Origin of the sequence: Mycobacterium sp. (genome assembly GCF_025965855.1) — a bacterium.
In the GTDB taxonomy this organism is placed as follows: Bacteria; Actinomycetota; Actinomycetes; order Mycobacteriales; family Mycobacteriaceae; genus Mycobacterium.
The window spans coordinates 42,909-67,517 of record NZ_JAOPWB010000112.1 but is presented as its reverse complement, the minus strand read 5'-3'; the positions used below and the strand labels follow the sequence as shown (position 1 = coordinate 67,517).

Genomic DNA, 24,609 nt, shown 5'->3' with positions numbered 1-24,609 from the left:
GTAAGCCCTTTACAGGTGGTGTTTGTAGGTGTCGTACTCGGCGTCGGGTTCGCCGGTGGGCCGGAAGTATTCGATGTTGTCGATGCCAAATCCCCACTCCTCGCGGGGTTTCCACACCGCCTCGACGCGCATGCCCATCCGCGCCTCGTGCGCATCGATGTCGGCGACCAGATGCAGGAACGGGATGTCGGCACCGTCGAGCAGCACGTAGGCCGCCACGTAGGGCGGCTTGATGCGCTGGCCCTGGAACGGGATGTTGATGATCGCGTACGTCGTCACCGTGCCCTTGTCGGGCAGCTCGACGAACTCGGTGGTCGGCAAGCCGGTGGCCGGGTCCGCGCCGTGCGGCGGGAAGTAGACCTTTCCTGTTTCGCCGGTTCGTGCGCCCAGCAGCTTGCCCTCGGCGATGGCGCGTAGGTAGGCGCTCTCCTCGTGCGAGGCGGTGTGCTGAATCGTCAGCGAGATCGGCGTGACGATCATGGTGACCGGTTCCTGGTCGCCCCCGGGCGATTCGGGGACGGGCTCTGCCTCGTCGCCGAGCCCGAAGTAGGCGATGTCGGTGATGGCGCCCACCGTTTCGTCGGCCCAGTGCACGTGGACCCGGGTGCCGGTGCGGATGGCGTCCGGCTCGCCCGCGTCCACCGCGTGCACCAACAACGTGTCCGCGCCGTCCAGCTTGATCAGCGCCCAGGCGAAGGCCCGGTCCAGCGGCTGGCCCTCCAGCGGCTCGGGTTGCCACGTCCAGGACGCGACGGTGCCGACGCTCGACACCGGTACCATCTCGCCCAGCGGCTCATAGGTAACCGGGTCATATTCCGCGGGCGGGACATGCACCCGGCCATCCGATCCGCGCACCCCGAGAACGCGGCGCTCACGCAACGCGGTGAAGAACTTGCCAAGCGTGGGTCCCACCGAACGGGTGTAGTCGAAGGACAACGTCAGTGGTGCGGAAAGTGGTGGCTGAGGGTGATCGATCAAGGTCGGACTGCTTGAGCTGGCTGTCACGCCTTCGAGTAGAACAGGTTCTAAGAATCGTTTCAACACCGGGTCGGACATGAAGGGCAGAGGCTATGAAGCTGGGTTTGCAGCTGGGGTATTGGGGAGCTCAACCACCGGAGAACCCCGGGCAGCTCGTCGCCGCGGCCGAGGCGGCCGGATTCGACGCCGTCTTCACCGCCGAGGCGTGGGGATCCGACGCCTACACCCCGCTGGCCTGGTACGGGTCCTCGACGACGCGGGTGCGGCTGGGCACGTCGGTGATCCAGCTGTCCGCGCGGACCCCGACGGCCTGCGCGATGGCCGCCCTGACGCTTGACCACCTCTCCGGGGGCCGGCACATCCTGGGGCTGGGCGTGTCCGGCCCGCAGGTGGTGGAGGGCTGGTACGGCCAGTCGTTTCCCAAGCCGCTCGCGCGCACCCGTGAATACGTCGACATCCTTCGGCAGGTGTGGGTCCGGGAAAAGCCGGTGACCAGTTCCGGGCCGCACTATCCGCTGCCATTGACGGAGGTAGCCGGACGTCCGGTCACGGGACTGGGCAAGGCGCTCAAGCCCATCACCCATCCGCTGCGGGCCGACATCCCGATCATGCTGGGCGCCGAAGGCCCCAAGAACGTGGCGCTGGCCGCCGAGATCTGCGACGGCTGGCTGCCGATCTTCTACACCCCGCGACTGGCCGACATGTACAACGAATGGCTCGACGAAGGCTTCGCCCGGCCCGGCGCCCGTCGCAGCCGCGAGGACTTCGAGATCTGCGCGACCGCCAACATCGTCATCACCGACGACCGCAGCGCCGCCTTCGCGGCGATGAAGCCCTACCTGGCCCTCTACATGGGCGGCATGGGCGCCGAAGACACCAACTTCCACGCCGACGTCTACCGCCGGATGGGCTACGCCGAGGTCGTCGACGACGTGACGAAGCTCTTCCGCAGCAACCAGAAGGACAAGGCCGCGACGGTCATCCCCGACGAGCTCGTGGACGACGCCGCGATCGTCGGCGACATCGACTACGTGCGTAAGCAGGTTGAGGTCTGGGGGGCCGCGGGCGTCACGATGATGGTGGTTTCGGGGCGCAATATCGAGCAGATCAGCGAGCTTGCCACGCTGATTTAGGCATTCCTTGCCAGGGGAGTAGAACGCGTTCTAGATTGGCCCGATGACAGCCTCGCAACACACCATCGCGGGCACGGTACTCACGATGCCGGTGAAGATCCGCAAGGCAAATCAGCACATGGCGATGTTCTCGGTGGACGCCGACGCCGCGCAGCGCCTGATCGACTACAGCGGCCTGCAGGTCTGCCGCTACTTGCCCGGGCGCGCGATCGTGGTCCTGACGTTCATGCATTACATCGACGGCGACCTGGGCCAGTACTACGAATTCGGCACCAGCGTGATGGTCAACCCACCCGGGTCGGCGGCGAGCGGGCCCCGCGCCCTGAAGTCGGCCGGCGCCTTCACTCACCACATGCCCGTCGACCAGGAGTTCACGTTGGAAGCCGGAACCAAGATTTGGGGATACCCGAAAGTCATGGCGGACTTCACCATTCGCGAGGGCCGTCAGTTCGGGTTCGACTGCAGCGTTGACGGGCAACTGGTGGTCGGCATGGAATTCCGTCCCGGCCTGCCTTTCCGGCTGACTCCGCGCACGCAGACGCAGCGCAGCTACTCGCACCGGGACGGCGTCACCCGTGAGACCGGCTTCGAGCACACGCTCGACGGCGTGCGGACCCGATTCGGCGGGGTGCGCGTCCGGCTGGGCGATCACCCCTACGCGAAAGAGCTGGCGTCGCTGGGCCTTCCGAAGCGCGCGATGCTGTCCAGCTCGGTTGAGAATGTACAGATGACGTTCGGCGATGCTCAGGAGATCTCATGACAGTGGCTTCAACGACACGACCAGACGTCGATCTGACGGACGGCACGTTTTACGCGGGTGACTCCCGGGCCATCTACCGCTGGATGCGGGAGAACGAACCGGTCTTTCGGGACCGCAACGGGCTGGCCGCCGCATCGACGTATCAGGCCGTCATCGAGGCCGAGCGCAACCCCGAGTTGTTCTCCAATGCCGGCGGCATCCGACCCGACCAAGACGGCGTCGAGATGATGATCGAGATGGACGATCCACAGCATCTGTTGCGCCGCAAGCTCGTCAACTCCGGTTTCACCCGCAAGCGCGTGAAAGACCAGGAGTCAAAGATCCTTTCACTGTGTGACACACTGATCGACGCGGTGTGCGAACGCGGCGAGTGCGACTTCGTCTGGGACCTCGCCGCGCCGCTGCCGATGGCGGTCATCGGGGACATGCTCGGTGTGCGGCCGGAGGAACGCAAGATGTTCCTCAAGTGGTCCGACGATCTGGTCGGCGCATTGAGCAGCACTGCGGCGCAAGAGGATATCCAGGTCACCATGGATGCCTTCGCGGCCTACAGCGAATACATGATGGGAATGATCGCGGAGCGCAAGGAGGAGCCGACCGACGATCTGGTCAGCGTCCTGGTTCATGCCGAGGTTGAAGGCTCGCGCCTGGAGGACCATCAGATCGTCACCGAGGTTCTGCTGCTGCTGATCGGCGGCGACGAGACGACACGTCACACGCTGTCCGGCGGAACCAGGCAGCTGCTGCTGCATCCCGATCAGCACTGGCGTCTGGTCAACGATTTGGGCTTGCTGCCCAACGCGATCGAAGAGATGCTTCGCTGGACGGCGCCGGTGAAAAACATGGCCCGCACCATGACCGCCGACACCGAGTTCCACGGCACTGCGCTGCGCCAGGGCGAGAAGATGATCCTGCTGTTCGAGTCGGCGAACTTCGACGAGACGGTCTTCGAGGATCCGGAGAGCTTCGACATCGAGCGCTACCCGAACAACCACCTCGCGTTCGGCTTCGGGACGCACTTCTGCCTGGGCAACCAGCTCGCCCGGCTGGAGCTGTCGATCATGCAGACGAGGCTGCTGCAGCGCCTTCCGGACCTGCGCCTGGCGTCGGATGCCGCGCTGCCGCTGCGGCCGGCGAACTTCGTGTCCGGCCTCGAGAAAATGCCGGTGGCGTTCACGCCAAGCCCGCCGCTGGGCTGAGGGGCTTCCTCCGCGAGCATTCCTCCGCGAGCAGACGCAAAAGCCCCCGTTTTCGTGCCGAAAAGGGGGCTTTTGCGTCTGCTCGCGCTACCAGGCGCTAGCGGTTCTGGAAGTTGGGCTTGCGCTTCTCGGCGAACGCCTTCGGGCCTTCCTTGGCGTCGTCGGACAGGAACACCTTGATGCCGATCTGGGTGTCGATCTTGAACGCGTCGTTCTCGTTCAATCCCTCGGTCTCCCGGATCGCCCGCAGGATCGCCTGCACGGCGAGTGGGCCGTTGTTCTCGATGATCTCGGCGATCTCCAGCGCCTTGGTCAGCGCCTGCCCGTCGGGGACGATATGTCCGATCAGGCCCATCTCCTTGGCCTCGGCGGCGGTGATGTGGCGTCCGGTCAGCAACAGGTCGCAGGCGACCGTGTAGGGGATCTGCCGCACCAGCCGCACCGCTGAACCGCCCATCGGGTACAGGCTCCACTTGGCTTCGGAGATGCCGAATTTGGCGCTTTGACCGGCGACCCGGATGTCGGTGCCCTGCAGGATTTCGGTGCCGCCGGCGATCGCGGGTCCTTCGACGGCCGCGATGAGCGGTTTGGTCAGCCGACGCCCCTTCAGCAACGCGTCGATGCGCGACGGGTCGTAGCTGCCGTCCTTGAACGAGTCGCCCGGCGGTTTCTTGGTTGCTGTCTTGAGATCCATGCCGGCACAGAAGTAGCCACCGGCCCCCGTCAGGATGCAGCACCGGATGTCCGGGTCGTTGTCGACGCGATCCCAGGCCTGCACCATGATTTCCATCATTTCGGTGCTCAGCGCGTTGCGTGCGTGCGGCCGGTTCAACGTGACGATCAGGGTGTGCCCGCGCTGCTCGACGAGCGCGTCGGGCCCCGCTTGTTCGTTTGCTGAACCTTCAGCCACGGCTACCGCCTTTCGGTCGACGTTGGGGGTGAGCTTGTCAAGAAATGTAACACGTTCTAATTTGGTGGCCGTGGCCCTGAATATTGCCGACCTTGCCGAGCACGCCATCGACGCTGTGCCCGACCGTGTAGCCCTGATCTCCGGCGACCAGAAGCTGACCTACGCCCAACTGGAGGAGAAGGCCAACCGACTCGCGCACTACCTGATCGATCAGGGGGTCAAGAAGGACGACAAGGTCGGCCTGTATTGCCGCAACCGCATCGAGATCGTCATCGCGATGCTCGGCATCGTCAAGGCCGGCGCCATCCTCGTCAATGTCAACTACCGCTACGTCGAGGGCGAGCTTCGCTACCTGTTCGACAACTCCGACATGGTTGCGCTGGTTCACGAGCGCCAGTACTGCGACCGGGTCGCCAACGTGCTGCCGGACACCCCGAACGTCAAGACGATCCTCGTCGTCGAGGACGGCTCGGATGTTGCAGACGACGCCTACCAGCGCTACGGCGGCGTCGACTTCTACTCGGCGATCGCGCAGGGCTCACCCGAGCGCGACTTCGGAGAGCTTCTAGGTGAGCGGAGTGCCGACGACATTTATATCTTGTACACCGGCGGCACCACCGGCTTTCCCAAGGGAGTGATGTGGCGCCACGAGGACATCTACCGGGTGCTGTTCGGTGGAACCGACTTCGCCACGGGCGAATTCGTCAAGGACGAATACGACTTGGCCAAGGCCGCCGCCGCCAACCCGCCGATGATCCGCTATCCGATTCCCCCAATGATCCACGGCGCCACCCAATCCGCGACCTGGATGTCGATCTTCTCCGGCCAAACGACCGTGCTGACACCGGAATTCAACGCCGAAGAGGTGTGGCGCACGATACATGACCACAAGGTGAACCTGCTCTTCTTCACCGGCGACGCCATGGCGCGGCCGCTGCTCGACGCGCTGCAGCAGGACAACGATTACGACCTGTCGTCGTTGTTCCTGCTCGCCAGCACCGCCGCGCTGTTCTCGCCGAGTATCAAGGAGAAACTGCTGGAGCTGCTGCCAAACCGGGTCATCACCGACTCAATTGGCTCCTCCGAGACCGGGTTTGGCGGCACCAGCATTGTCGCCGCGGGTGCGCCGCACAGCGGTGGCCCCCGCGTGACCATCGACCACCGCACCGTAGTGCTCGACGAGGACGGCAACGAGGTGACGCCCGGGTCCGGTGTGCGCGGATTCATCGCCAAGAAGGGCAACATCCCGGTCGGCTACTACAAGGACGAGAAGAAGACGGCCGAAACGTTCAGGATTATCAACGGCGTTCGCTACGCGATCCCGGGGGACTGGGCGCTGGTCGAGCAGGACGGCTCTGTCACGATGCTGGGCCGTGGCTCGGTGTCGATCAACAGCGGCGGCGAAAAGATCTATCCCGAGGAGGTGGAGGCGGCCTTGAAGGGCCACCCCGACGTCTTCGACGCCCTGGTGGTCGGTGTGCCGGACCCGCGTTATGGGCAGCACGTGGCCGCGGTCGTGCAGGCCCGGCCGGGCTGCCGGCCGTCGCTGGCGGAGCTGGACAGTTTTGTGCGCTCCGAGATCGCGGGATACAAAGTGCCACGCAGCCTTTGGCTGGTCGACGAGCTAAAACGTTCGCCCGCAGGCAAACCCGATTACCGCTGGGCCAAGGAACAAACCGAGGCGCGGCCCGCCGACGACGTGCATGCGAGCCACGTGACAACCTGACGCGCGCCTAGCGGCGTGACGACGTCGTCAAGCACCACCCGGGCCCGCCCATCGGCCGCCAGCGGGCCGACGTCTACAGTCGAAGCGCGATGACGATCGATGTCTGGATGCAACACCCGACGCAACGGTTTCTGCGCAGCGACATGTTGGCCTCGCTGCGGCGCTGGACCGGGGCGTCGATCCCCGACACCGACATTCCGATCGAGGCAACCCTCGCGGCGATGGACGCCGCCGGCGTCGGCTTCGGCCTGCTGAGCGCGTGGCGCGGCCCGGCCGGCCAGGACTTGGTCTCCAACGACGAGGTCGCGGAATGGGTCCGGTCACACCCAACCCGGTTCGCCGGTCTGGCCACGGCCGACCTCGACCGCCCGATGGCGGCGGTCCGCGAGCTGCGGCGCCGGGTGAGGGAAGGATTCGTGGGTCTGCGGGTGGTGCCCTGGCTATGGGACGCGCCGCCCACCGATCGCCGCTACTATCCGCTGTTCGCCGAATGCGTGGAGTCCGGGGTTCCGTTCTGCACCCAGGTCGGTCACACCGGCCCGCTGCGACCGTCGGAGACCGGGCGCCCGATTCCCTACATCGACCAGGTGGCCCTCGACTTTCCCGAGCTCGTCATCGTCTGCGGCCACGTCGGCTATCCGTGGACCGAGGAGATGGTCGCCGTCGCCCGCAAGCACGAGAACGTCTACGTCGATACCTCGGCCTACACGATCAAGCGGCTACCGCAAGAGCTGGTCCGCTTCATGAAAACCGGTACCGGGCAACGCAAAGTCCTATTCGGCACCAACTACCCGATGATGACCCACACGCACGCTCTGGCCGGATTGGACGAACTCGGGCTCGGCGATGAGGCCCGCCGAGACTTCTTGCGCGGCAATGCCGAACGTGTATTCGGACTGGAGGCAGACAGGTGAACGGCGCTCAGGCCCTGATCAACACCCTGGTCGACGGTGGCGTCGACGTGTGCTTCGCCAACCCGGGCACCTCGGAGATGCACTTCGTGGCCGCACTGGACACCGTTCCCCGAATGCGTGGCGTGCTGGCCCTTTTCGAGGGTGTGGCCACCGGCGCGGCCGACGGCTATGCGCGCATCGCCGACCGGCCGGCCGCGGTGCTGCTGCACCTTGGCCCGGGATTGGGCAACGGCCTTGCCAACCTGCACAACGCCCGCCGCGCCCGGGTGCCGATGGTGGTGGTGGTCGGTGACCACGCCACCTATCACAAAAAGTATGACGCCCCACTGGAATCCGATATCGACGCGCTGGCGGGCACCGTTTCGGCATGGACGCGCCGCACCGAGAAGAGCGCCGACGTCGCGTCCGATACCGCCGAGGCGATCGCCGCCAGCCGATCCGGCTCGCGCATCTCGACCCTGATCCTGCCCGCCGACGTGTCCTGGTCCGACGGCGCGCAACCCGCGCGAACACCGCCCGCCCGGCCGCCGCGACCCAATCCCGCCCTGGCGTCCGAGGCGCTCGACGTGCTGCGCTCGGGGGAGCCCGCGGTGCTCATGATCGGCGGCGACGCCACCCGTGGGCCCGGGCTGGCCGCCGCCGCGCGCATCGCCCAGGCGACCGGGGCCCGGTTGTTGTGCGAGACGTTTCCGACCCGGCTGGAGCGCGGCGCGGGCGTCCCCGCCGTGGAGCGGCTGGCCTATTTCGCCGAGGCGGCCACCGCCCAGCTCAACGGCGCCAAGCATCTGGTGCTGGCGGGCGCAAAGTCGCCGGTGTCCTTCTTCGCCTACCCGGGCATGCCGAGCGACCTGGTGCCGGCCGGCTGCGACGTGCACCTCCTCGCCGAGCACAGCGGGGCGGCCGAGGCGCTTGCCGCGCTGGCCGAGCAGGTGGCGCCCGACACCGTCGCGCCGCTGGCGCAGGCCTCGCGTCCGCAGTTGCCGACGGGTGCCCTGACGTCGGCGTCGGCGGCCGAGGTGATCGGGGCGCTGCTGCCCGAGCGGGCCATCGTCGTCGACGAGTCGAACACGTCCGGTCTGCTGCTGCCGCAGGCCACCGCCGGCGCTCCGGCCCATGATTGGCTGACGCTGACCGGCGGCGCGATCGGGTACGGCATCCCCGCCGCGGTGGGTGCCGCGGTGGCCGCCCCCGATCGCCCGGTGCTGTGCCTGGAATCCGACGGGTCGGCGATGTACACGATTTCGGGGTTGTGGACCCAGGCACGGGAGAACCTGAATGTGACGACCGTGCTCTACGACAACAGCGCCTACGACATCCTGCGGGTGGAACTGCAACGCGTCGGGGCCGGGTCCGCCCCCGGGCCCAAGGCGCTCGATCTACTCGACTTATCCCGCCCCACAATGGATTTCGTCAAGGTTTCCGAGGGCATGGGAGTTCCGGCGCGTCGCGTCAGCACCGCCGAGGAATTCGCCGACGCCCTGCGCGCCGCCTTCGCCGAACCTGGGCCGCACCTGATCGATGCGGTGGTGCCGTCACTGCTGGGTTAGCGCCGGGAGATGGCCGACGAGCCAGTCCGTCATCGTGTTAAGGACCTCGACGCCGGCCTCGAACGCGCGCGCCTCGGCCGCTAGTGCCACACCCAGGTGGCCGGACTCCGTTGGCACCACGCCGAACTGGCGGACCAAGTAGTCGTCGCGCACACCCGGACCCCAACCGCCCTTGGCGGCAACGCCTTGGGCGGCCAGGCCCCACCGCTGGCCGCGGGTGAGGCGGCGCATCAGGTCGATGACGGTGGCCGCCCCGGCGATGCCCGGCAGCTGCGCGGCGAACCGGGCCTGCCGATCAAGGGGCCATTGCGTTTGACCGAACGTGGTGAAACCGGGGCGAATTCGTTGCGATTCGACCACGGTGGCCGTGTCGCCGCATTCCTCCACGACGTCCTGCACCTGCCGGGCCGCATCCGCCGGCTCACCCAGCTGCGACCACAATTGCTCGGACGCATGGTTGTCGGATTCGGTGATGGCCTTGACGACCAGGTCCTGCGCGCGCGCCGGATCGCGATGCAGGGCCGCAATCGCCAACGGCACCTTGATGGTTGACCATGCCACGCCGGACGACCAACGGCCCAGCGAGTACACCTCGGCATCACCCGGACGAGCGGTCGCGATGCCGATGATCGCGGGGACGGTGGCGGCAAGCTCCTCGAAGCTCGCCTCTACCGGCGAATCGGCCACACCGGGTCACCGCAGTCGACACCCTGGGCCGACAACTGCCGTTTGAGCACCTTGAAGGTCACCGTCCGTGGCAGCTCCGCGCTGACGCGGACGTACGACGGCCACTGCTTGGGTCCCAGGTCGGGCTGTTCGGCCAAGAAGGCCCGGAACTTGTCCGGGTCGAACTCGACGCCCGCCGCCATGACCAACGCGGCCATCACCTGATCGCCGACGACGGGGTCGGGCACCGCGTACACCGCCACCTCCGTGGCGTCGGGATAGCGCAGCAGCACCCGCTCGATCGGCGCCGCACCAAGGTTCTCGCCGTCCACTCTCATCCAATCACCAAGCCGCCCAGCGAAGTACGCGTAGCCGCCTTCGTCACGATAGGCGAGGTCGCCACTGTGGTAGATGCCACCGGCCATCCGCTCGGCCTCGGCGGCCTCGTCGTTGTAATAACCCTCGAAACGGCCCGGCCCGGCGGTGTTCACGATCTCGCCGACCACCCCGGCCGGGCACGGCTCGCCGGTGTCGGGGTCGACGATCTCAATGCCCTCCGGCAGCCGGCCCAACGCCTCCGGTGGGGTGTCGGGGGTGCGGGCGATCGCCACCCCGCCCTCGGTCGAGCCGAACCCGTCTTGTACGACGCACCCGAACCTGCGGCCGAAGCGATCGATGTCGCCGGGCACGCCCTCGTTGCCGTATACCGCCCGCAGCGGGTTGTCCGCATCGTCGGGCCGCTCGGGTGTGGCGAGCACATACGACAACGGCTTGCCCACGTAGTTGGCGTAGGTGGCGCCATAGCGGCGGACGTCGACCAGAAAGTTCGAGGCAGAGAACTTGCGCCGCAACGCCATCGAGCCCTGGCACGCCGCGGCCACCGCCCAGCCGACCAGCACGGCGTTGGAGTGAAACAACGGCATCGACACGTAGCAGACGTCGTCGCGCCCGAGGTCGAAGCGCTGCGTCATCGTCACGCCGGCGATGGCGACCTTGCCGTGGCTGCACTTCACCGCCTTGGGCTCCCCGCTGGTGCCCGAGGTGAAGATCAGCATGAAGAGGTCCGCGGCCGACGCGGACTGAAAGCGGAGCTCCGCGTCGTGATGCGCGTCTACCTCGGAAGCCCACGCGGCGGAGTCGACGTTGACATGCTCGATATCGCCCAGCGGCGCGGCCGATTTAGAATCGGCAAGCACCACTTGGCAGTCGGCGTGCGCGATGTCCCGGGCCAGCGCCTCACCGCGGCGCACCGGGTTGAGCCCCACCGGCACGATGCCGGACATCCCCGCCGCCACCAGCATTGCCGAGAAGAACGGGGTGTTCTCCAGCAGCACGCCGACGTGCGGCGGCTTGGCCGGGTCGAGGCGCTCACCCAGCGCCGACGCAATCGCGGCACCGTGCCGGACATGATCGCGCCAGCTGACAAACGAGTCTTCGAAAGAGACGCCCCGGTCGTCGATTTCGGCCAACGGGACCAGCAGTTTGGTGACGGTCGGGTCGGCAGGAATCACGAATCCCACTTAACCCGCTCCCCGCTAATCGCTCGCACGCTCAGGCGGGGGTCTCCGCCAGTTCACGGCCGATCCGGCGCAGCTGCCCGGTGGCGCCGTGCAGTGCGAACTCGATTTCCTTGGCGGCCAGGAAGTAACGGTGCACCGGGTGATCGGTGTCGACGCCGACGCCCCCGTGCACGTGCACGATGGTGTGCGCCACCCGGTGCCCGGCATCGGCGGCCCAGAACGCCGCGCTGGCCACGTCGATCTCGGCGGGGACGTCCTCGGACACGCGCCAGGCCGCCTGGGTCAGCGTCAGCCGCAACCCCTTGACGTCGATGTAACCGTCGGCCAGCCGCTGTCCCACCGCCTGGAAGCTGCCGATCGGGCGGTCGAACTGCTCACGGGTGCGCGCGTATTCGGCCGTCATGTGCAATCCCCGCTCGAGGACCCCGAGCTGGAATGCGCTGCGCCCCAATGTGCTCAGCGTCTCGAGCCAAACCGCCACAACACCGTCGCCCACAATTCGCCCGCCGTCCACCTGCGTCCCATCCAGCCTCAGGTGCCCCACGCTGCCCAGGCCGGTGGTCTTCAGCGCCGTCACCGTGACCCCCGGATCGTCGGCGGTCACCAGGAAAACGGCTGCGCCGGAATCGGTTTCGGCCGGAACCAGGAAGGCGTCGGCGACGGGTCCGAAGCCGACCTGCGTGCGCGTCCCGGTCAGCCGGTGGCCCGCACCGGCGCTAACGGCCTGCACCGGCCCCTCACCCATCTCGCCGTCGAGCGCGACGGTGAGGATCTTCTCGCCCCGCACCGCCGGCACGCCCCAGCCCTCCTGCAGTTCCTCGGAGCCGAACCGGGCCAGCCCCCCGGCGCCCAGCACCACCGACTCCAGGTAGGGCACCGCGGCCAGCTGGTGGCCCAGCGCCACCAGAACGGCCACCTGCTCGAGCACGCCGAAGCCGTCGCCGCCCAATGACGACGGCGAAGCGCTGGTCAGGATGTCGGCCTCGACGAGCTTGCCCCACAGCGAGCGGTCGAATCGTTGCTCGAGCCCGTCCAGCTCGCGTTGGTGCTGCGGCGTGCACACCGCGTCCACGATGGTGTCGACCAAACCGCCGAGGTCGTGTGCGGCTTCTGTTGTCGTGAAGTCCATGAATTCTCGTCCTTATATATAGAAGCTCAGCGGTTGGCTCGGGGCAGTCCCAGCGCGACCATCCCGATGATGTCGCGCTGCACCTCGTTGGTGCCGCCGCCGAAGGTCAGGATCAGGCAGGCCCGGTGCATCCGCTCGACCCGGCCGCGCAGCAACGCGCCCGGCGAATCCTGCCGCACCGTCGCCGCGGTACCCAGCACCTCCATCAGCAGCCGGTAGGCCTCGGTGGCCAGCTCGGTGCCGAACACCTTGGCCGCCGACGCATCCGCCGGCCCCAGGGAGTCCCCCTTCGCCGACGCCAGCTCCCAGTTGATGAGTTTGAGAACCTCGGCCTTGGCGTGCACCCGGGCCAGGTTCAGCTGCACCCACTCCGAGTCGATCAGCCGGGCCCCGCCGGAGTCCTTGGTGTTCTGCGCCCACTCGCGAACCTCGCGCAGGGCCAGGAAGATCGGTTGCGGCGACACCAGGGCGACCCGCTCGTGGTTGAGCTGGTTGGTCACCAGCTTCCAGCCGCCGTTCTCCTCACCGATCAGGTTGGTCACGGGGACTCGCACGTCGGAGTAATAGGTGGCGCTGGTGTCCACGCCGGCCATGGTGTGCACCGGCGTCCAGGAGAAGCCCTCGGCCGTCGTCGGCACCGCGATCATCGAAATGCCGCGGTGCTTCTTGGCCTCCGGGTTGGTGCGCACCGCCAGCCACACCCAATCCGCATACGCGATCAGGCTGGTCCACATCTTCTGTCCATTGATCACGTAGTCGTCGCCGTCGCGCACGGCAGTGGTGCGCAGGGCAGCCAGGTCGGTGCCGGCGCCCGGCTCGGAGTAGCCGATGGAAAAGTGCAGCTCGCCGGCAGCGATCTTGGGCAGGAAGAATTTCTTCTGCTCGTCGGTGCCGAACGCCATCATGGTCGGCGCCACGCTGTTGATCGTCAGGAACGGTACCGGCACGCCGGCGATCGCGGCCTCGTCGGTGAAGATCAGAGAGTCCATCGGGGAGCGGTCCTGGCCGCCGTACTCCTTGGGCCAGTTCAGGGTCAGCCACCCGTCCTTGCCCATCTGCGCAACGGTGTCGCGATACGCAGTGCCGCTCCCGACCTCCCCCTGCGTCGAGGTGAGCGCCTCGCGACGTTCCGGGGTCATAAGCGTGGTGAAGTACGACCGCAGCTCGCGACGCAGCTCCTCCTGTTCAGGGGTGTAACTGATGCGCATTCCAAGCCGTCCTTGTCGTTAGGCGTCGGTTTCGATCAAATGCCACGTCACGCGCCGCAGCTCAACCAACGGCTACCCGTTCGTCTCCCCGGTTGTAACACGTTCTAGTCTGGGAATCCAGCGACCGTTTCGCCTGGCGCAGCGGGGCCCTATGGTGGACCTACCAACCGATGGGGCGTGTGCCCAGGTTTAAGGCCAGGTTCAAGGAGGGTGCCGTGCGGGTGATCGTGGATCGTGACCGGTGTGAAGGGAACGCAGTGTGCTTGGGAATCGCGCCCGACCTGTTCGACCTGGACGATGAGGACTACGCCGTCGTGAAGATCGATCCGATTCCGTCCGACCGGGAACAGCTGGCCGAGCAGGCGATCGCCGAGTGCCCGCGCGCCGCGCTGCTGCGTCAAGACTAACCACAGACTAGAGGTATTCATAAATTGACTAGCAGCACAAACGCGACCGATCTATCCGGGAAGGTCGCGGTGGTGACCGGTGCGGCCGCGGGACTGGGACGGGCCGAGGCCCTCGGCCTGGCCCGGCTCGGGGCCACCGTCGTCGTCAACGACATCGCCGCCGCGCTGGACGCCTCCGACGTCATCGACGGGATCAACTCGGCGGGCGCCAAGGCTGTCGCGGTGGCCGGCGACATTAGCCAACGCGCGACCGCCGACGAACTGGTTGCCACCGCCGACGGGCTGGGCGGCCTGGACATCGTCGTGAACAACGCCGGGATCACCCGCGACCGGATGCTGTTCAACATGTCCGACGAGGAATGGGACCTCGTCATTGCCGTGCATTTGCGCGGCCACTTCCTGCTGACCCGCAACGCGGCCACCTACTGGCGCGCCAAGGCCAAGGACGCGGGTGGGCAGGTTTTCGGCCGGATCGTCAACACCGCGTCGGAGGCCGGCCTGGTGGGGCCGGTGGGCCAGGCCAACTACGGCGCTGCCAAAGCGGGCATCATCTCGCTCACGCTCACGGCCGCTCGGGCGCTGGGCCGCTACGGGGTGTGCGCGAACGCGATCTGTCCGCGGGCCCGCACCGCGATGACGGCCGACGTCTTCGGCGAGGCCCCGGAGATCGAGCAGGGCGGCATCGACCCCCTCTCGCCCGAGCACGTGGTGAATCTGGTCAAGTTCTTGTCATCGCCGGCTGCCGCGGAAGTCAACGGGCAGGTGTTCATTGTTTACGGACCGCAGGTGACGCTGGTCTCCGCACCTACGGCGGAGCACAGATTCAACGCCGACGGGCCGGCGTGGGAGCCCGGCCGGCTCAGTAGCGCACTCCAGGAATACTTTGCTGGACGCGATCCGGAGCGGAACTTTTCCGCGGTCAACCTGATGGAGCAATGACCGTGTAAGGGCACTTTACGGGGGGGAATTGGCAAGTAGAACATGTGTCAGATTGAGTCAGCAGTATTACCTCTGACCTGGACTAATTAACGGTTCGGATGCGGAAATGCTGTTCATTGACAGCGTGCACTTCTTCTGGGTTAATATGATCCGGTTTACACCGAGCCGCATGCGACCGAAGACAACGTAAAGGCGATACACAGGCTTCGCCGCGAGCAGCAGAGGGGGGTGGCCAAGTTGATACAACAACTTACGGTTCCCGCCCGCGCTGTGGGCGGGTTCTTCGAGATGATGATCGAGACCGGCCGTGCCACTTTCCGCCGGCCGTTCCAACTCGGTGAGTTTCTCGAACAGACGTGGATGATCGCGCGCGTTTCGCTGGTTCCGACGCTGCTGGTGTCCATCCCGTTCACCGTCCTGGTCGCGTTCACCCTCAACATCCTGTTGCGCGAAATCGGCGCGGCCGACTTGTCAGGCGCCGGGACGGCATTCGGCACCATCACCCAGCTGGGCCCGGTGGTGACGGTGCTGGTCGTCGCCGGCGCCGGCGCCACGGCGATCTGCGCAGATCTGGGCGCACGCACCATCCGCGAAGAAATCGACGCGATGCGGGTGCTGGGCATCGACCCGATCCAAAGGCTCGTGGTGCCACGGGTTTTGGCGTCCACCGTGGTCGCACTGCTGCTCAACGGCCTGGTGTGCGCCATCGGCCTATCCGGTGGTTACGCGTTTTCCGTCTTCCTCCAGGGAGTCAACCCCGGTGCCTTCATCAACGGGTTGACCGTGCTCACCGGGCTGCGCGAGCTGGTTCTGGCCGAAGTCAAAGCGCTGCTGTTCGGCGTGATGGCCGGGCTGGTCGGGTGCTATCGCGGCCTGACCGTCAAGGGCGGCCCCAAGGGCGTCGGCAACGCGGTGAACGAAACCGTCGTCTATGCATTCATTTGCCTGTTCGTCATCAACGTGGTGATGACCGCCGTCGGCGTGAAGATTACGGCCAAGTGATGAGGCGAGTGAGCATCCGATGAGCTACGACCTCACCTACCGGATCCGCAATATCCTGTCGAGGCTGCAGGGGCCGGTTGACGACTTCGGCGAGCAAGCGCTGTTCTTCGGGCAAACCATTCGCTGGGTTCCCAACGCGATCACCCGGTACAGGAAAGAGACGATCCGCAACATTGCCGAAATGACGCTGGGCGCGGGGGCGCTCGTCATGATCGGCGGCACGGTCGGCGTGGCGGCCTTCCTGACGCTGGCCTCCGGCGGGGTCATCGCCGTGCAGGGCTACGCGTCGCTGGGCAACATCGGGATCGAGGCGCTGACCGGGTTCCTGTCGGCGTTCCTCAACGTCCGCGTCGTCGCGCCGGTGATCGCCGGTATCGCGCTGGCGGCCACGATCGGCGCCGGCGCCACCGCCCAACTGGGCGCCATGCGGGTGTCCGAGGAGATCGACGCTGTCGAATCCATGGCGGTGCACTCGGTGTCCTATCTGGTGTCCACCCGGCTGGTCGCCGGCCTGATCGCGATCATTCCGCTGTATTCGCTGTCGGTGCTCGCCGCGTTCTTCGCCGCGCGGTTCACCACGGTGTATATCAACGGGCAGTCAAAGGGCCTGTACGACCACTACTTCAACACCTTCCTCATACCCTCGGACCTGTTGTGGTCGTTTCTGCAGGCCATTGTGATGGCCATCGGGGTCATGCTGGTCCATACCTATTACGGCTACAACGCCAGCGGCGGCCCGGTCGGGGTCGGTATCGCGGTGGGCCAGGCCGTGCGGACCTCGCTGATCGTCGTGGTCGTCATTACTTTGTTCATCTCGCTGGCCGTGTACGGCGCGTCCGGCAACTTCAACCTCTCCGGGTAAAGGAGGCCCCAAAGCGACATGGCGGACGGCGGATCACGCACATCTGTTCGGCTGGCAGCGGCGCTGCTGGCCAGCTTGATCGTAGCCTTCGCCGCCGTGACTTACCTGTCGTACACAGCGGCTTTCGCCTCGACCGACACCGTCACCGTAGCGGCGCCGCGGGCGGGGCTGGTGATGGACAAGGGCGCCAAGGTCAAGTACCGCGGCATCCAGATCGGCAAGGTCACCCGCATCGACTACTCCGAGGACCAGGCGCGGCTCACGCTGGCCATCAAAAGCGACCAGATGCACTTCGTCCCCTCCAACGCGACGGTGCGCATCGCGGGCAACACAATTTTCGGCGCCAAGTCGGTGGAATTCCTTCCGCCCCAGGCGCCTTCGCCGACGTCGATGCGCCCGGATGCGCATGTGGAGGCCTCGGCGGTGGCGCTCGAGGTCAATACTTTGTTCCAGTCGCTCATCGACCTGCTGCACAAGATCGACCCGGTCGAATTGAACGGGACGCTGAGTGCCCTCTCCGAAGGCCTGCGTGGCCACGGCGACGACTTCGGCTCGCTGTTGGCGGGACTCAATACGCTGGCGCGCCAGGCGAACCCGAAGCTGCCCGCGCTGCAGGAGGACTTCCGCAAGACCGGGATCGTCACCAACACCTACGCCGACGCCGCCCCAGACCTGAACACCGTCTTCGACAACTTGCCGACGATCAACAGGACGGTCGTCGACCAACAGAAGAACCTCAACGACACGCTGCTGGCGACCATCGGCCTCGCCAACAACGCCTACGACACGTTGGAACCCGCCGAACAGAACTTCATCGACGCCATCAACAGGCTGCGCGCCCCGATCAAGGTGGCCCACGACTACTCGCCTGAATTCGGCTGCTTTTTCGCCGGTGTCGACCGCGGCATCAAAGAGTTCGCCCCGCTGATCGGTGTCCGCAAGGCGGGCCTGTTCACGTCGTCGAGTTTCGTCCTGGGCGCGCCCTCGTACACGTATCCGGAGTCCCTGCCGATCGTCAACGCGTCCGGAGGCCCGAACTGCCGCGGATTGCCCGACATCCCGACCAAGCAGACCGGCGGCTCGTTCTACCGAGCGCCCTTCCTGGTCACCGATAACGCCAACATCCCGTACGAGCCATTCACCGAGCTGCAGTTCGACGCGCCCTCGACGCTGCAGTTCCTCTTCCACGGCGCCTTCGCGGAACGGGACGACTTCTGATGGCGGCCGCGGGGATACCGTCGCACCGGTCGATGCTGATCAAGGTGAGCATCTTCGCGGTGGCCATGCTGCTGGTGAGTGCGGCGCTGGTGGTGGTGTTCGGGGACTTCCGGTTCGGGGCCGAAAGTAGTTACCACGCAACGTTTACCGACGTGTCGAAGTTGAAGGCCGGCCAGAAGGTTCGCATCGCCGGAGTGCCGGTCGGTGCGGTGTCGGGCGTGAAGCTCAACCCGGACAACACGATCGACGTGAAGTTCGGAGTGGATCGGCGCTACACGCTGTACTCGTCCACGCGCGCGGTGATCCGATACGAAAACCTGGTCGGCGACCGCTATTTGGAGATCACGTCGGGTCCGGGGGAGCTGCGTAAGCTGCCGGCGGGCGGCACGATCAACTCCCAGCACACCCAGCCCGCACTGGATCTGGATGCGCTGCTGGGCGGGCTGCGGCCGCTGGTCAAGGGCCTGGACGCCGACAAGGTCAACACCGTCAGCAGCGCGGTCATCCAGTTGTTGCAGGGTCAGGGTGGGGCGTTGTCCAACGTGCTGGCCGACACCAGTGCTTTCTCGTCGGCGCTGGGCCAGCGCGACCAGCTCATCGGTGACGCGATCACCAACCTCAACACGGTGCTGGGCACCGTCGACCAGAAGAGCGCCCAATTCTCGGCCAGCGTCGACCAGCTGCAGCAATTGATCACCGGGCTGGCCCAGAACAAGGACGCGATCGCGGGGGCCATCCCGCCGCTGGCGTCGACCACGACGGACTTGACTGAGCTGCTGAAGAATTCGCGCCGACCGCTGCAGGGCATCCTGGAAAACACCCGGCCGCTGGCCACCGAGCTGGACGACCGCAAGGCCGAGGTGAACAACGACGTCGAGCAACTGGGCGAGGACTACCTGCGGCTGTCGGCGCTCGGCTCCTACGGGTCGTTCTTCAACATCTACTTCTGCTCGGTCACGATCAAGATCAACGGACCGGCCGGCAGCGACATACTGCTGCCGCTTGGTGGCCAGGTAGATCCCAGCAAGGGGAGGTGCGCCTTTGCCAAATAAAGGAGTGGTGCCAAATAGCGGAGAGGCGCCGAATACGCCAAGGCGTGAGCGCGATCCGCTGCGTACCGGCGTCTTCGGTGTGGTGCTGGTGGTCTGCGTCGTGCTCATCGCGTTCGGGTACGCGGGCCTGCCGTTCTGGCCGCAGGGGAAGATTTACGACGCTTACTTCACCGACGCCGGCGGCATCACCCCCGGCAACGCCGTTTACGTGTCGGGCTACAAGGTCGGCAAGGTGGCGTCCGTCGGCTTGGCCGGGGACAGCGCCAAGGTGACCTTCAACGTCGATCGCCACGTCGTCGTCGGTGACCAGTCGATGGCCTCGATCCGCACCGACACCATCCTGGGTGAGCGCTCCATTGCGGTGACCCCAGCCGGCGGCGGCAGGGCGACCACCATTCCGCTGAGCCGGACTACGACGCCGTACACGCTGGCCGGCGCCCTCGAGGATCTGGGCAACAACGCCAACAACCTGAACAAGCCGCAGTTCGAGCAGGCTCTCAACGTGCTCACCGACACGCTGCACGACGCCACACCCGAATTGCGCGGCGCGTTGGACGGGGTCACATCGCTGTCTCGCACGCTGAACCGTCGTGACGAGGCGCTGCAAAGCCTGCTGGCGCACGCGAAGTCGGTGACGGCGGTGTTGTCGCAGCGCGCCAACCAGGTCAACAAGCTGGTCGACGATGGCAACGAGTTGTTCGCCGCGCTGGACGAGCGGCGCGCTGCGATCGGTCAGTTGATCTCGGGCATCGGCGGTCTCTCGACACAGATCTCCGGCTTCGTGGCCGACAACCGCAAAGAGTTCGGCCCGGCGCTGAGCAAGCTGAACCTGGTGCTGGCCAACCTCAACGAGCGCCGCGACTACATCACCGAGGCGCTCAAGCGGCTGCCCAGCTACGCCACCTCTTTGGGTGAGGTCGTCGGCTCAGGGCCCGGGTTCAATGTGAACGTGTTCAGCGTTTTGCCCGCGCCGATGGTGGCGATGGTGTTCGACTTCTTCTACCAGCCGGGCAAGCTACCGGCCAGCCTCTCCGACTACCTGCGCGGGCTGATCCAGGAACGCTGGGTGATCAGGCCGAAGTCGCCATGATGAAGCGGATCGCCGGCAGCAGGGGGCTGCGTTACGCCACCATCATCGCGCTGGTCGCGATGGTGGCGGGGGGCGTGTTCGTGCTGTCGTCGCAAGGCAATAACCGCACCGTCATCGGCTACTTCACGTCCGCCGTCGGTCTCTATCCCGGCGACCAGGTCCGCATCCTCGGGGTGCCGGTCGGTTCGATCGACACGATCGAGCCGCGTCCGTCCGACGTGAAGATCGTCATGTCGGTGTCCAAGGACGTGAAGATTCCGAAGGATGCCCGGGCCGTCATCATTTCGCCGAACCTGGTGTCGGCGCGGTTCATTCAACTCACCCCGGCGTACACCGGGGGGGCGGCGCTGCCCGACGACGGCACCATCGATCTGACCCGCACCGCGGTCCCGGTGGAATGGGACGAGGTCAAGGAGGCCCTGACCCAGCTGGCCGTTCAGCTGGGCCCGACGGGATCGGTTGGGGGGTCGATGCAGGGCCCGCTGGGCGCCGTGATCAACCAGGCCGCCGACACGCTCGACGGCAAGGGCGAGTCGTTCCACAACGCGCTGCGCGAGCTCTCGCAAGTCGCTGGGCGGCTGGGGGATTCGCGCAGCGACATCTTCGGCACGGTCAAGAACCTGCAAGTGCTGGTCGACGCGCTGTCGGCGAGCAACGAACAGATCGTGCAGTTCGCCGGAAACGTCGCGTCGGTGTCGCAGGTGCTCGCCGACAGCTCGCGGCACCTGGACAACACCCTGGGCACGCTCAACCAGGCGCTCTCGGACATCCGGGGATTCCTGCACGAGAACAACTCGACGATCATCGATACGGTCAACAACCTCAACGACTTCGCCCAGACGTTGAGCGACCAGAGCGACAACATCGAGCAGGTGTTGCATGTGGCCGGCCCCGGCATCGCCAACTTCTACAACATCTACGACCCGGCGCAGGGCACCCTGAACGGTTTGTTGTCGATACCCGAGTTCGCCAACCCCGTTCAGTTCATCTGCGGTGGCTCCTTCGAGACCGCCGCCGGACCGAGAGCGCCCGACTACTACCGGCGCGCCGAGCTCTGTCGTGAGCGGCTGGGCCCGGTGTTGCGCCGGCTCGCCGTGAATTACCCGCCGGTCATGTTCCACCCGCTCAACACGATCACCGCGTACAAAGGCCAGATCATCTACGACACCCCGGAGACCCAGGCCAAGGCGGCCACTCCGATACCGCAGCTGACCTGGATACCGGCTCAGGGTGCGCATATGGCGCCGCCCGCCGAGAACCCGGCGGATCTGCAGGCCCTGCTGGTCCCGACGGCACCGCAGACCGGCACCCCTCCGGGCCCGCCGCCGGCCGGCGCGGGCCCAGCTCCAGCGCCGGGCCCCGGGCCTCCGAACGCGTTCGGTCCGCTGCCCGGCCCCCCGCCCGGTCAGGCGCCTGCCATGGCGCCGGCCGACCAGGGCGGTGGCGGATGAACCGGATCTGGTTGCGGGGCAGCGTGTTAGCGGCGGGCAGCGCGCTGCTGGCCGGTTGCCAATTCAACGGGTTGAACTCCCTGGCGATGCCCGGCACCGCCGGCCACGGCAGTGGCGCTTATTCGATCACCGTCGAGATGCCCGACGTGGCGACGCTGCCGCAGAACTCGCCGGTCATGGTCGACGATGTCACCGTCGGCAGTGTCTCGGGCATTTCAGCCGAGCAGCGGGCCGACGGATCGTTCTATGCCGCGGTGAAGTTGGCGCTTAACAAGAACGTGGTGTTACCGGCCAACGCGACCGCGACGGTGGCCCAGACGTCGCTGCTGGGTTCGATGCACATCGACCTGGCGCGCCCCAAGGACAAGCCGGCGACCGGCAGGCTCAAGGACGGGTCCAGAATCGCCGAGGCCAATACGGGCCGCTACCCCACCACGGAAGAGGTGCTTTCGGCCCTGGGCGTCGTCGTCAACAAGGGCAATCTCGGTGCGCTGGAAGACATCACCGACGAGACCTACCAGGCCGTCGCCGGCCGCCAGGACCAGTTCGTCGACCTGATCCCCAGGCTGGCGGAATTGACGGCGGGACTCAACCGGCAGACCAACGACATCATCGACGCGGTCGACGGGCTGAACCGATTCTCGGCGACCCTGGCGCGCGACAAGGACAACCTGGGCCGGGCGCTGGACACACTGCCCGAGGCGCTTCGCGTGCTCAACAAGAACCGGGGACACATCGTCGACGCGTTCGCCGCGCTCAAAAAGCTGGCGACGGTGACCTCCCACATCCTGGCAAAAACGAAGGTGGACTTCGCGGAAGATCTCAAAGGCCTGTACTCGGTCGTCAAGGCCCTCAACGACAACCGCAAGAACTTCGTCACCTCGCTGCAGATCTTGCTGACGTTTCCCTTCCCTAACTTCGGCATCAAACAGGCGGTGCGTGGTGACTACCTCAACGTGTTCACCACCTTCGACCTCACCCTGCGCCGGCTCGGTGAAACGTTCTTCACCACCTCGTATGCACTTGACCCGAACATGATGCACATGGGCGAGGTCCTCAATCCGCCCGATTTCTTGACCGGTGAACTGGCCAACCTGTCCGGGCAGGCGGCCGATCCGTTCAAGATCCCGCCCGGCGCGGCTTCGGGTTCTGATGGGCAGTAGGGGCTGGCGCAGATGATCGACAAACTGACCAAGGTGCAGCTCGGCATCTTCGCGGTGCTCACCGCCATCACGCTGACCGTGATGGGCATCTTCTACCTGCGGCTGCCGGCCACGTTGGGCATCGGGACGTACGGCGTGCGCGCCGATTTCGTCGCCGGCGGCGGGCTGTACAAGAACGCCAACGTCACCTACCGCGGGGTCGCCGTCGGCCGGGTGGAGTCGGTGGGCCTGAACCCCGGTGGCGTTACCGCCGAAATGCGGCTCAACAGCGGGACTCCCATTCCGTCGAACGTCACCGCCACCGTGAAGAGCGTGTCGGCCGTCGGTGAGCAGTACATCGACCTGGTGCCGCCGGGCAAGCCGGCAGCGACCAAGTTGCACAACGGATCCCGCATCGATGTGCAGAACACCCGGATCGGCCAGGACGTCGCCGAACTGTTGAAGCGGGCCGAGGCGCTGGTCAATAGCCTGGGCGACACCCGGCTGCGCGAACTGCTGCACGAGACGTTCATCTCGGCCAACGGGTCGGGGCCCGAGCTGGCCCGGCTGATCGAATCCGCCCGGTTGCTGGTGGACGAGGCCAACACCAATTATCCGCAGGTCTCGCAGCTGATCGATCAGGCCGGCCCGTTCCTGCAGGCCCAGATTCGCGCCGGCGCCGACATCAAGTCGCTGTCCGACGGGTTGGCGCGGTTCACGTCCGAGGTGCGGCAGGCCGACCCGCAGCTCCGCTCGACGTTGGCCACCGCCCCGGGCGCGATCGACGAGGCCAGCACGGCGTTCTCCGGTATCCGCCCCTCCTTCCCGGCGCTGGCCGCGAGCCTGGCCAACCTGGGCCGGGTCGGCGTCATCTACCACAAGTCGATCGAGCAGCTGCTGGTCGTCTTGCCCGCCCTGTTCGCCGCGATCACCACGGCCGCGGGCGGCGCCCCGCAAGACGAGGGCGCCAAGCTGGACTTCAAGCTCGACCTCAACGACCCGCCGCCGTGCGCCGTCGGCTTCCTGCCCCCGCCGCTGATGCGCACGCCGGCCGACGAGACGCTGCGCGAGCTCCCGAGGGACATGTACTGCAAGGCCGCCCAGAACGATCCCAGCACCGTGCGCGGCGCCCGCAACTACCCGTGCCAGGAGTTCCCCGGTAAACGGGCGCCGACGATCCAGCTGTGCCGTGACCCGAACGGCTACGTGCCGGTCGGCCGCAACCCCTGGCGCGGACCGCCGGTGCCCTACAACACACCGGTGACAAACGGGCTGAACGTGTTGCCGCCCAACAAATTCCCGTACATCCCGCCGGGCGCCGAACCCGATCCGGGCACCCCCATCGTCGGGCCGCCGCCGCCCGGCGTCGTGCCCGGGCCCGGGCCGCTGCCGAACCACCAGCCGGCTTACGATCCGCCGCCCCCCAACGACAGCGGGCCGCCTCCGGGCAACCCGTCGTGGATGCCGCCGGGGGTCCCGCCGGTGCCGCCGATACTTCCGTACCCGAAGTGGCTCCCCCCGCCGGCACCGCCGGAGGGGATCAATCCTCCGCCGGCGGGCCCGGGACCGGAGAAGCCGTGGGGGCCGCCGCCCGGCCCCCAGCCGCAGGCCAGCGGCCCCGCCTACACCACCTATGACCAGCACACCGGAGCCTTTGTTGACCCGGCGGGCGGCAATGGTATTTTCGCGGCCGGCGCCGGCGCATCCAGTGCAGAGAATTGGGTGGACCTGATGCTTGATCCAAGGCCCCTTTGAA

The 24,609-nt window shown here is 66.6% G+C and carries 22 protein-coding genes; 16 read left to right on the top strand and 6 right to left on the bottom strand.

Annotation, left to right across the window (positions count from 1 at the left end; translation table 11 throughout):
- Positions 1 to 9: 9 nt before the first annotated feature.
- Positions 10 to 1,005, bottom strand: a complete 996-nt coding sequence (locus tag JWP83_RS08480) for a Zn-ribbon domain-containing OB-fold protein (RefSeq protein WP_297728540.1) — start codon at positions 1,003 to 1,005, stop codon at positions 10 to 12.
- Between the two features lie 65 nt (positions 1,006 to 1,070).
- On the opposite strand from JWP83_RS08480, the gene JWP83_RS08475 reads away from it, so the two are divergent.
- The 3 genes from JWP83_RS08475 to JWP83_RS08465 are packed head-to-tail and all read left to right on the top strand — an operon-like array spanning position 1,071 to position 4,070.
- Complete coding sequence (locus JWP83_RS08475) at positions 1,071 to 2,111, top strand: LLM class F420-dependent oxidoreductase (RefSeq protein WP_297728537.1); 1,041 nt, start codon at positions 1,071 to 1,073, stop codon at positions 2,109 to 2,111.
- Positions 2,112 to 2,154: 43 nt separating this feature from the next.
- On the top strand, positions 2,155 to 2,871 hold the full coding sequence (locus JWP83_RS08470) for an acetoacetate decarboxylase family protein (RefSeq protein ID WP_297728534.1): 717 nt from the start codon (positions 2,155 to 2,157) through the stop codon (positions 2,869 to 2,871).
- Entirely contained in the window at positions 2,868 to 4,070 is a 1,203-nt protein-coding gene (locus JWP83_RS08465; protein ID WP_297728531.1) for a cytochrome P450, read from the top strand. The genes JWP83_RS08470 and JWP83_RS08465 overlap by 4 nt, the downstream gene beginning before the upstream one ends.
- 97 nt (positions 4,071 to 4,167) lie before the next feature.
- Here JWP83_RS08465 and JWP83_RS08460 read toward each other — a convergent pair whose 3' ends face one another.
- The gene (locus tag JWP83_RS08460) at positions 4,168 to 4,980 is read right to left on the bottom strand and encodes a crotonase/enoyl-CoA hydratase family protein (protein WP_297728528.1); all 813 of its coding nucleotides are present in this window, start codon (positions 4,978 to 4,980) and stop codon (positions 4,168 to 4,170) included.
- A 64-nt stretch (positions 4,981 to 5,044) separates the two neighbouring features.
- Here JWP83_RS08460 and JWP83_RS08455 point away from each other — a divergent pair, with 64 nt between their 5' ends.
- The 3 genes from JWP83_RS08455 (at position 5,045) to JWP83_RS08445 (ending at position 9,167) form a co-directional block, all read left to right on the top strand.
- Positions 5,045 to 6,706, top strand: coding sequence for an acyl-CoA synthetase (locus JWP83_RS08455; RefSeq protein WP_297728525.1), 1,662 nt, complete (start codon positions 5,045 to 5,047; stop codon positions 6,704 to 6,706).
- An 89-nt stretch (positions 6,707 to 6,795) separates the two neighbouring features.
- Positions 6,796 to 7,620, top strand: a complete 825-nt coding sequence (locus JWP83_RS08450) for an amidohydrolase family protein (RefSeq protein ID WP_297728522.1) — start codon at positions 6,796 to 6,798, stop codon at positions 7,618 to 7,620.
- Entirely contained in the window at positions 7,617 to 9,167 is a 1,551-nt protein-coding gene (locus JWP83_RS08445) for an acetolactate synthase large subunit (RefSeq protein WP_297728519.1), read from the top strand. The genes JWP83_RS08450 and JWP83_RS08445 overlap by 4 nt, the downstream gene beginning before the upstream one ends.
- Here JWP83_RS08445 and JWP83_RS08440 read toward each other — a convergent pair.
- Genes JWP83_RS08440 through JWP83_RS08425 form a run of 4 tightly spaced genes read right to left on the bottom strand, consistent with a single transcriptional unit; the run spans position 9,153 to position 13,690 of the window.
- Positions 9,153 to 9,854, bottom strand: a complete 702-nt coding sequence (locus tag JWP83_RS08440; RefSeq protein ID WP_297728515.1) for a hypothetical protein — start codon at positions 9,852 to 9,854, stop codon at positions 9,153 to 9,155. The genes JWP83_RS08445 and JWP83_RS08440 overlap by 15 nt on opposite strands.
- Positions 9,836 to 11,344, bottom strand: a complete 1,509-nt coding sequence (gene fadD17, locus JWP83_RS08435; RefSeq protein ID WP_297728575.1) for a long-chain-fatty-acid--CoA ligase FadD17 — start codon at positions 11,342 to 11,344, stop codon at positions 9,836 to 9,838. The genes JWP83_RS08440 and fadD17 overlap by 19 nt, the downstream gene beginning before the upstream one ends.
- A 40-nt stretch (positions 11,345 to 11,384) precedes the next feature.
- Positions 11,385 to 12,482 (bottom strand): acyl-CoA dehydrogenase family protein, encoded by a 1,098-nt coding sequence (locus JWP83_RS08430; protein ID WP_297728511.1) that lies wholly within the window; start codon positions 12,480 to 12,482, stop codon positions 11,385 to 11,387.
- A gap of 26 nt (positions 12,483 to 12,508) precedes the next feature.
- Positions 12,509 to 13,690: an acyl-CoA dehydrogenase gene (locus JWP83_RS08425; RefSeq protein WP_297728509.1), complete on the bottom strand. Its 1,182-nt coding sequence runs from the start codon at positions 13,688 to 13,690 to the stop codon at positions 12,509 to 12,511.
- A 215-nt stretch (positions 13,691 to 13,905) separates the two neighbouring features.
- Between JWP83_RS08425 and JWP83_RS08420 the strand changes: the two genes are divergently transcribed.
- The 10 genes from JWP83_RS08420 to JWP83_RS08375 all read left to right on the top strand — a co-directional run bounded on the left by JWP83_RS08420 (position 13,906) and on the right by JWP83_RS08375 (position 24,608).
- Positions 13,906 to 14,097 (top strand): ferredoxin, encoded by a 192-nt coding sequence (locus JWP83_RS08420; RefSeq protein WP_297728506.1) that lies wholly within the window; start codon positions 13,906 to 13,908, stop codon positions 14,095 to 14,097.
- A 24-nt stretch (positions 14,098 to 14,121) separates the two neighbouring features.
- Entirely contained in the window at positions 14,122 to 15,036 is a 915-nt protein-coding gene (locus JWP83_RS08415; RefSeq protein ID WP_297728504.1) for a 3-oxoacyl-ACP reductase, read from the top strand.
- A 237-nt stretch (positions 15,037 to 15,273) separates the two neighbouring features.
- Positions 15,274 to 16,038 carry an ABC transporter permease gene (locus JWP83_RS08410; protein ID WP_297728572.1) on the top strand — a complete coding sequence of 255 codons (765 nt, stop codon included), beginning with the start codon at positions 15,274 to 15,276 and terminating at the stop codon, positions 16,036 to 16,038.
- Positions 16,039 to 16,057: 19 nt separating this feature from the next.
- A complete protein-coding gene (locus JWP83_RS08405) occupies positions 16,058 to 16,900 on the top strand; it encodes an ABC transporter permease (RefSeq protein ID WP_297728501.1) in 843 nt (280 codons plus the stop codon).
- 18 nt (positions 16,901 to 16,918) lie between these two features.
- Positions 16,919 to 18,118, top strand: coding sequence for an MCE family protein (locus JWP83_RS08400; RefSeq protein WP_297728498.1), 1,200 nt, complete (start codon positions 16,919 to 16,921; stop codon positions 18,116 to 18,118).
- On the top strand, positions 18,118 to 19,170 hold the full coding sequence (locus JWP83_RS08395) for an MCE family protein (RefSeq protein WP_297728495.1): 1,053 nt from the start codon (positions 18,118 to 18,120) through the stop codon (positions 19,168 to 19,170). Before JWP83_RS08400 ends, JWP83_RS08395 begins: the two co-directional genes overlap by 1 nt.
- Positions 19,171 to 19,177: 7 nt before the next feature.
- Positions 19,178 to 20,260, top strand: coding sequence for a virulence factor Mce family protein (locus tag JWP83_RS08390; protein WP_297728491.1), 1,083 nt, complete (start codon positions 19,178 to 19,180; stop codon positions 20,258 to 20,260).
- Positions 20,257 to 21,711, top strand: a complete 1,455-nt coding sequence (locus tag JWP83_RS08385; protein WP_297728489.1) for a virulence factor Mce family protein — start codon at positions 20,257 to 20,259, stop codon at positions 21,709 to 21,711. The genes JWP83_RS08390 and JWP83_RS08385 overlap by 4 nt, the downstream gene beginning before the upstream one ends.
- A complete protein-coding gene (locus tag JWP83_RS08380; protein WP_297728486.1) occupies positions 21,708 to 22,874 on the top strand; it encodes a virulence factor Mce family protein in 1,167 nt (388 codons plus the stop codon). The genes JWP83_RS08385 and JWP83_RS08380 overlap by 4 nt, the downstream gene beginning before the upstream one ends.
- Before the next feature lie 12 nt (positions 22,875 to 22,886).
- Positions 22,887 to 24,608: a virulence factor Mce family protein gene (locus JWP83_RS08375; RefSeq protein WP_297728483.1), complete on the top strand. Its 1,722-nt coding sequence runs from the start codon at positions 22,887 to 22,889 to the stop codon at positions 24,606 to 24,608.
- Position 24,609: the final 1 nt, after the last annotated feature.

Bases quoted from the DNA above. Each gene is read 5' to 3' on its own strand.
- JWP83_RS08475 (WP_297728537.1), top strand. From the start codon at position 1,071: ATGAAGCTGGGTTTGCAGCTGGGGTATTGGGGAGCTCAACCACCGGAG.
- JWP83_RS08470 (WP_297728534.1), top strand. From the start codon at position 2,155: ATGACAGCCTCGCAACACACCATCGCGGGCACGGTACTCACGATGCCG.
- JWP83_RS08465 (WP_297728531.1), top strand. From the start codon at position 2,868: ATGACAGTGGCTTCAACGACACGACCAGACGTCGATCTGACGGACGGC.
- JWP83_RS08450 (WP_297728522.1), top strand. From the start codon at position 6,796: ATGACGATCGATGTCTGGATGCAACACCCGACGCAACGGTTTCTGCGC.
- JWP83_RS08430 (WP_297728511.1), bottom strand. From the start codon at position 12,482: ATGGACTTCACGACAACAGAAGCCGCACACGACCTCGGCGGTTTGGTC.
- JWP83_RS08425 (WP_297728509.1), bottom strand. From the start codon at position 13,690: ATGCGCATCAGTTACACCCCTGAACAGGAGGAGCTGCGTCGCGAGCTG.
- JWP83_RS08405 (WP_297728501.1), top strand. From the start codon at position 16,058: ATGAGCTACGACCTCACCTACCGGATCCGCAATATCCTGTCGAGGCTG.
- JWP83_RS08400 (WP_297728498.1), top strand. From the start codon at position 16,919: ATGGCGGACGGCGGATCACGCACATCTGTTCGGCTGGCAGCGGCGCTG.
- JWP83_RS08395 (WP_297728495.1), top strand. From the start codon at position 18,118: ATGGCGGCCGCGGGGATACCGTCGCACCGGTCGATGCTGATCAAGGTG.
- JWP83_RS08385 (WP_297728489.1), top strand. From the start codon at position 20,257: ATGATGAAGCGGATCGCCGGCAGCAGGGGGCTGCGTTACGCCACCATC.
- JWP83_RS08380 (WP_297728486.1), top strand. From the start codon at position 21,708: ATGAACCGGATCTGGTTGCGGGGCAGCGTGTTAGCGGCGGGCAGCGCG.
- JWP83_RS08375 (WP_297728483.1), top strand. From the start codon at position 22,887: ATGATCGACAAACTGACCAAGGTGCAGCTCGGCATCTTCGCGGTGCTC.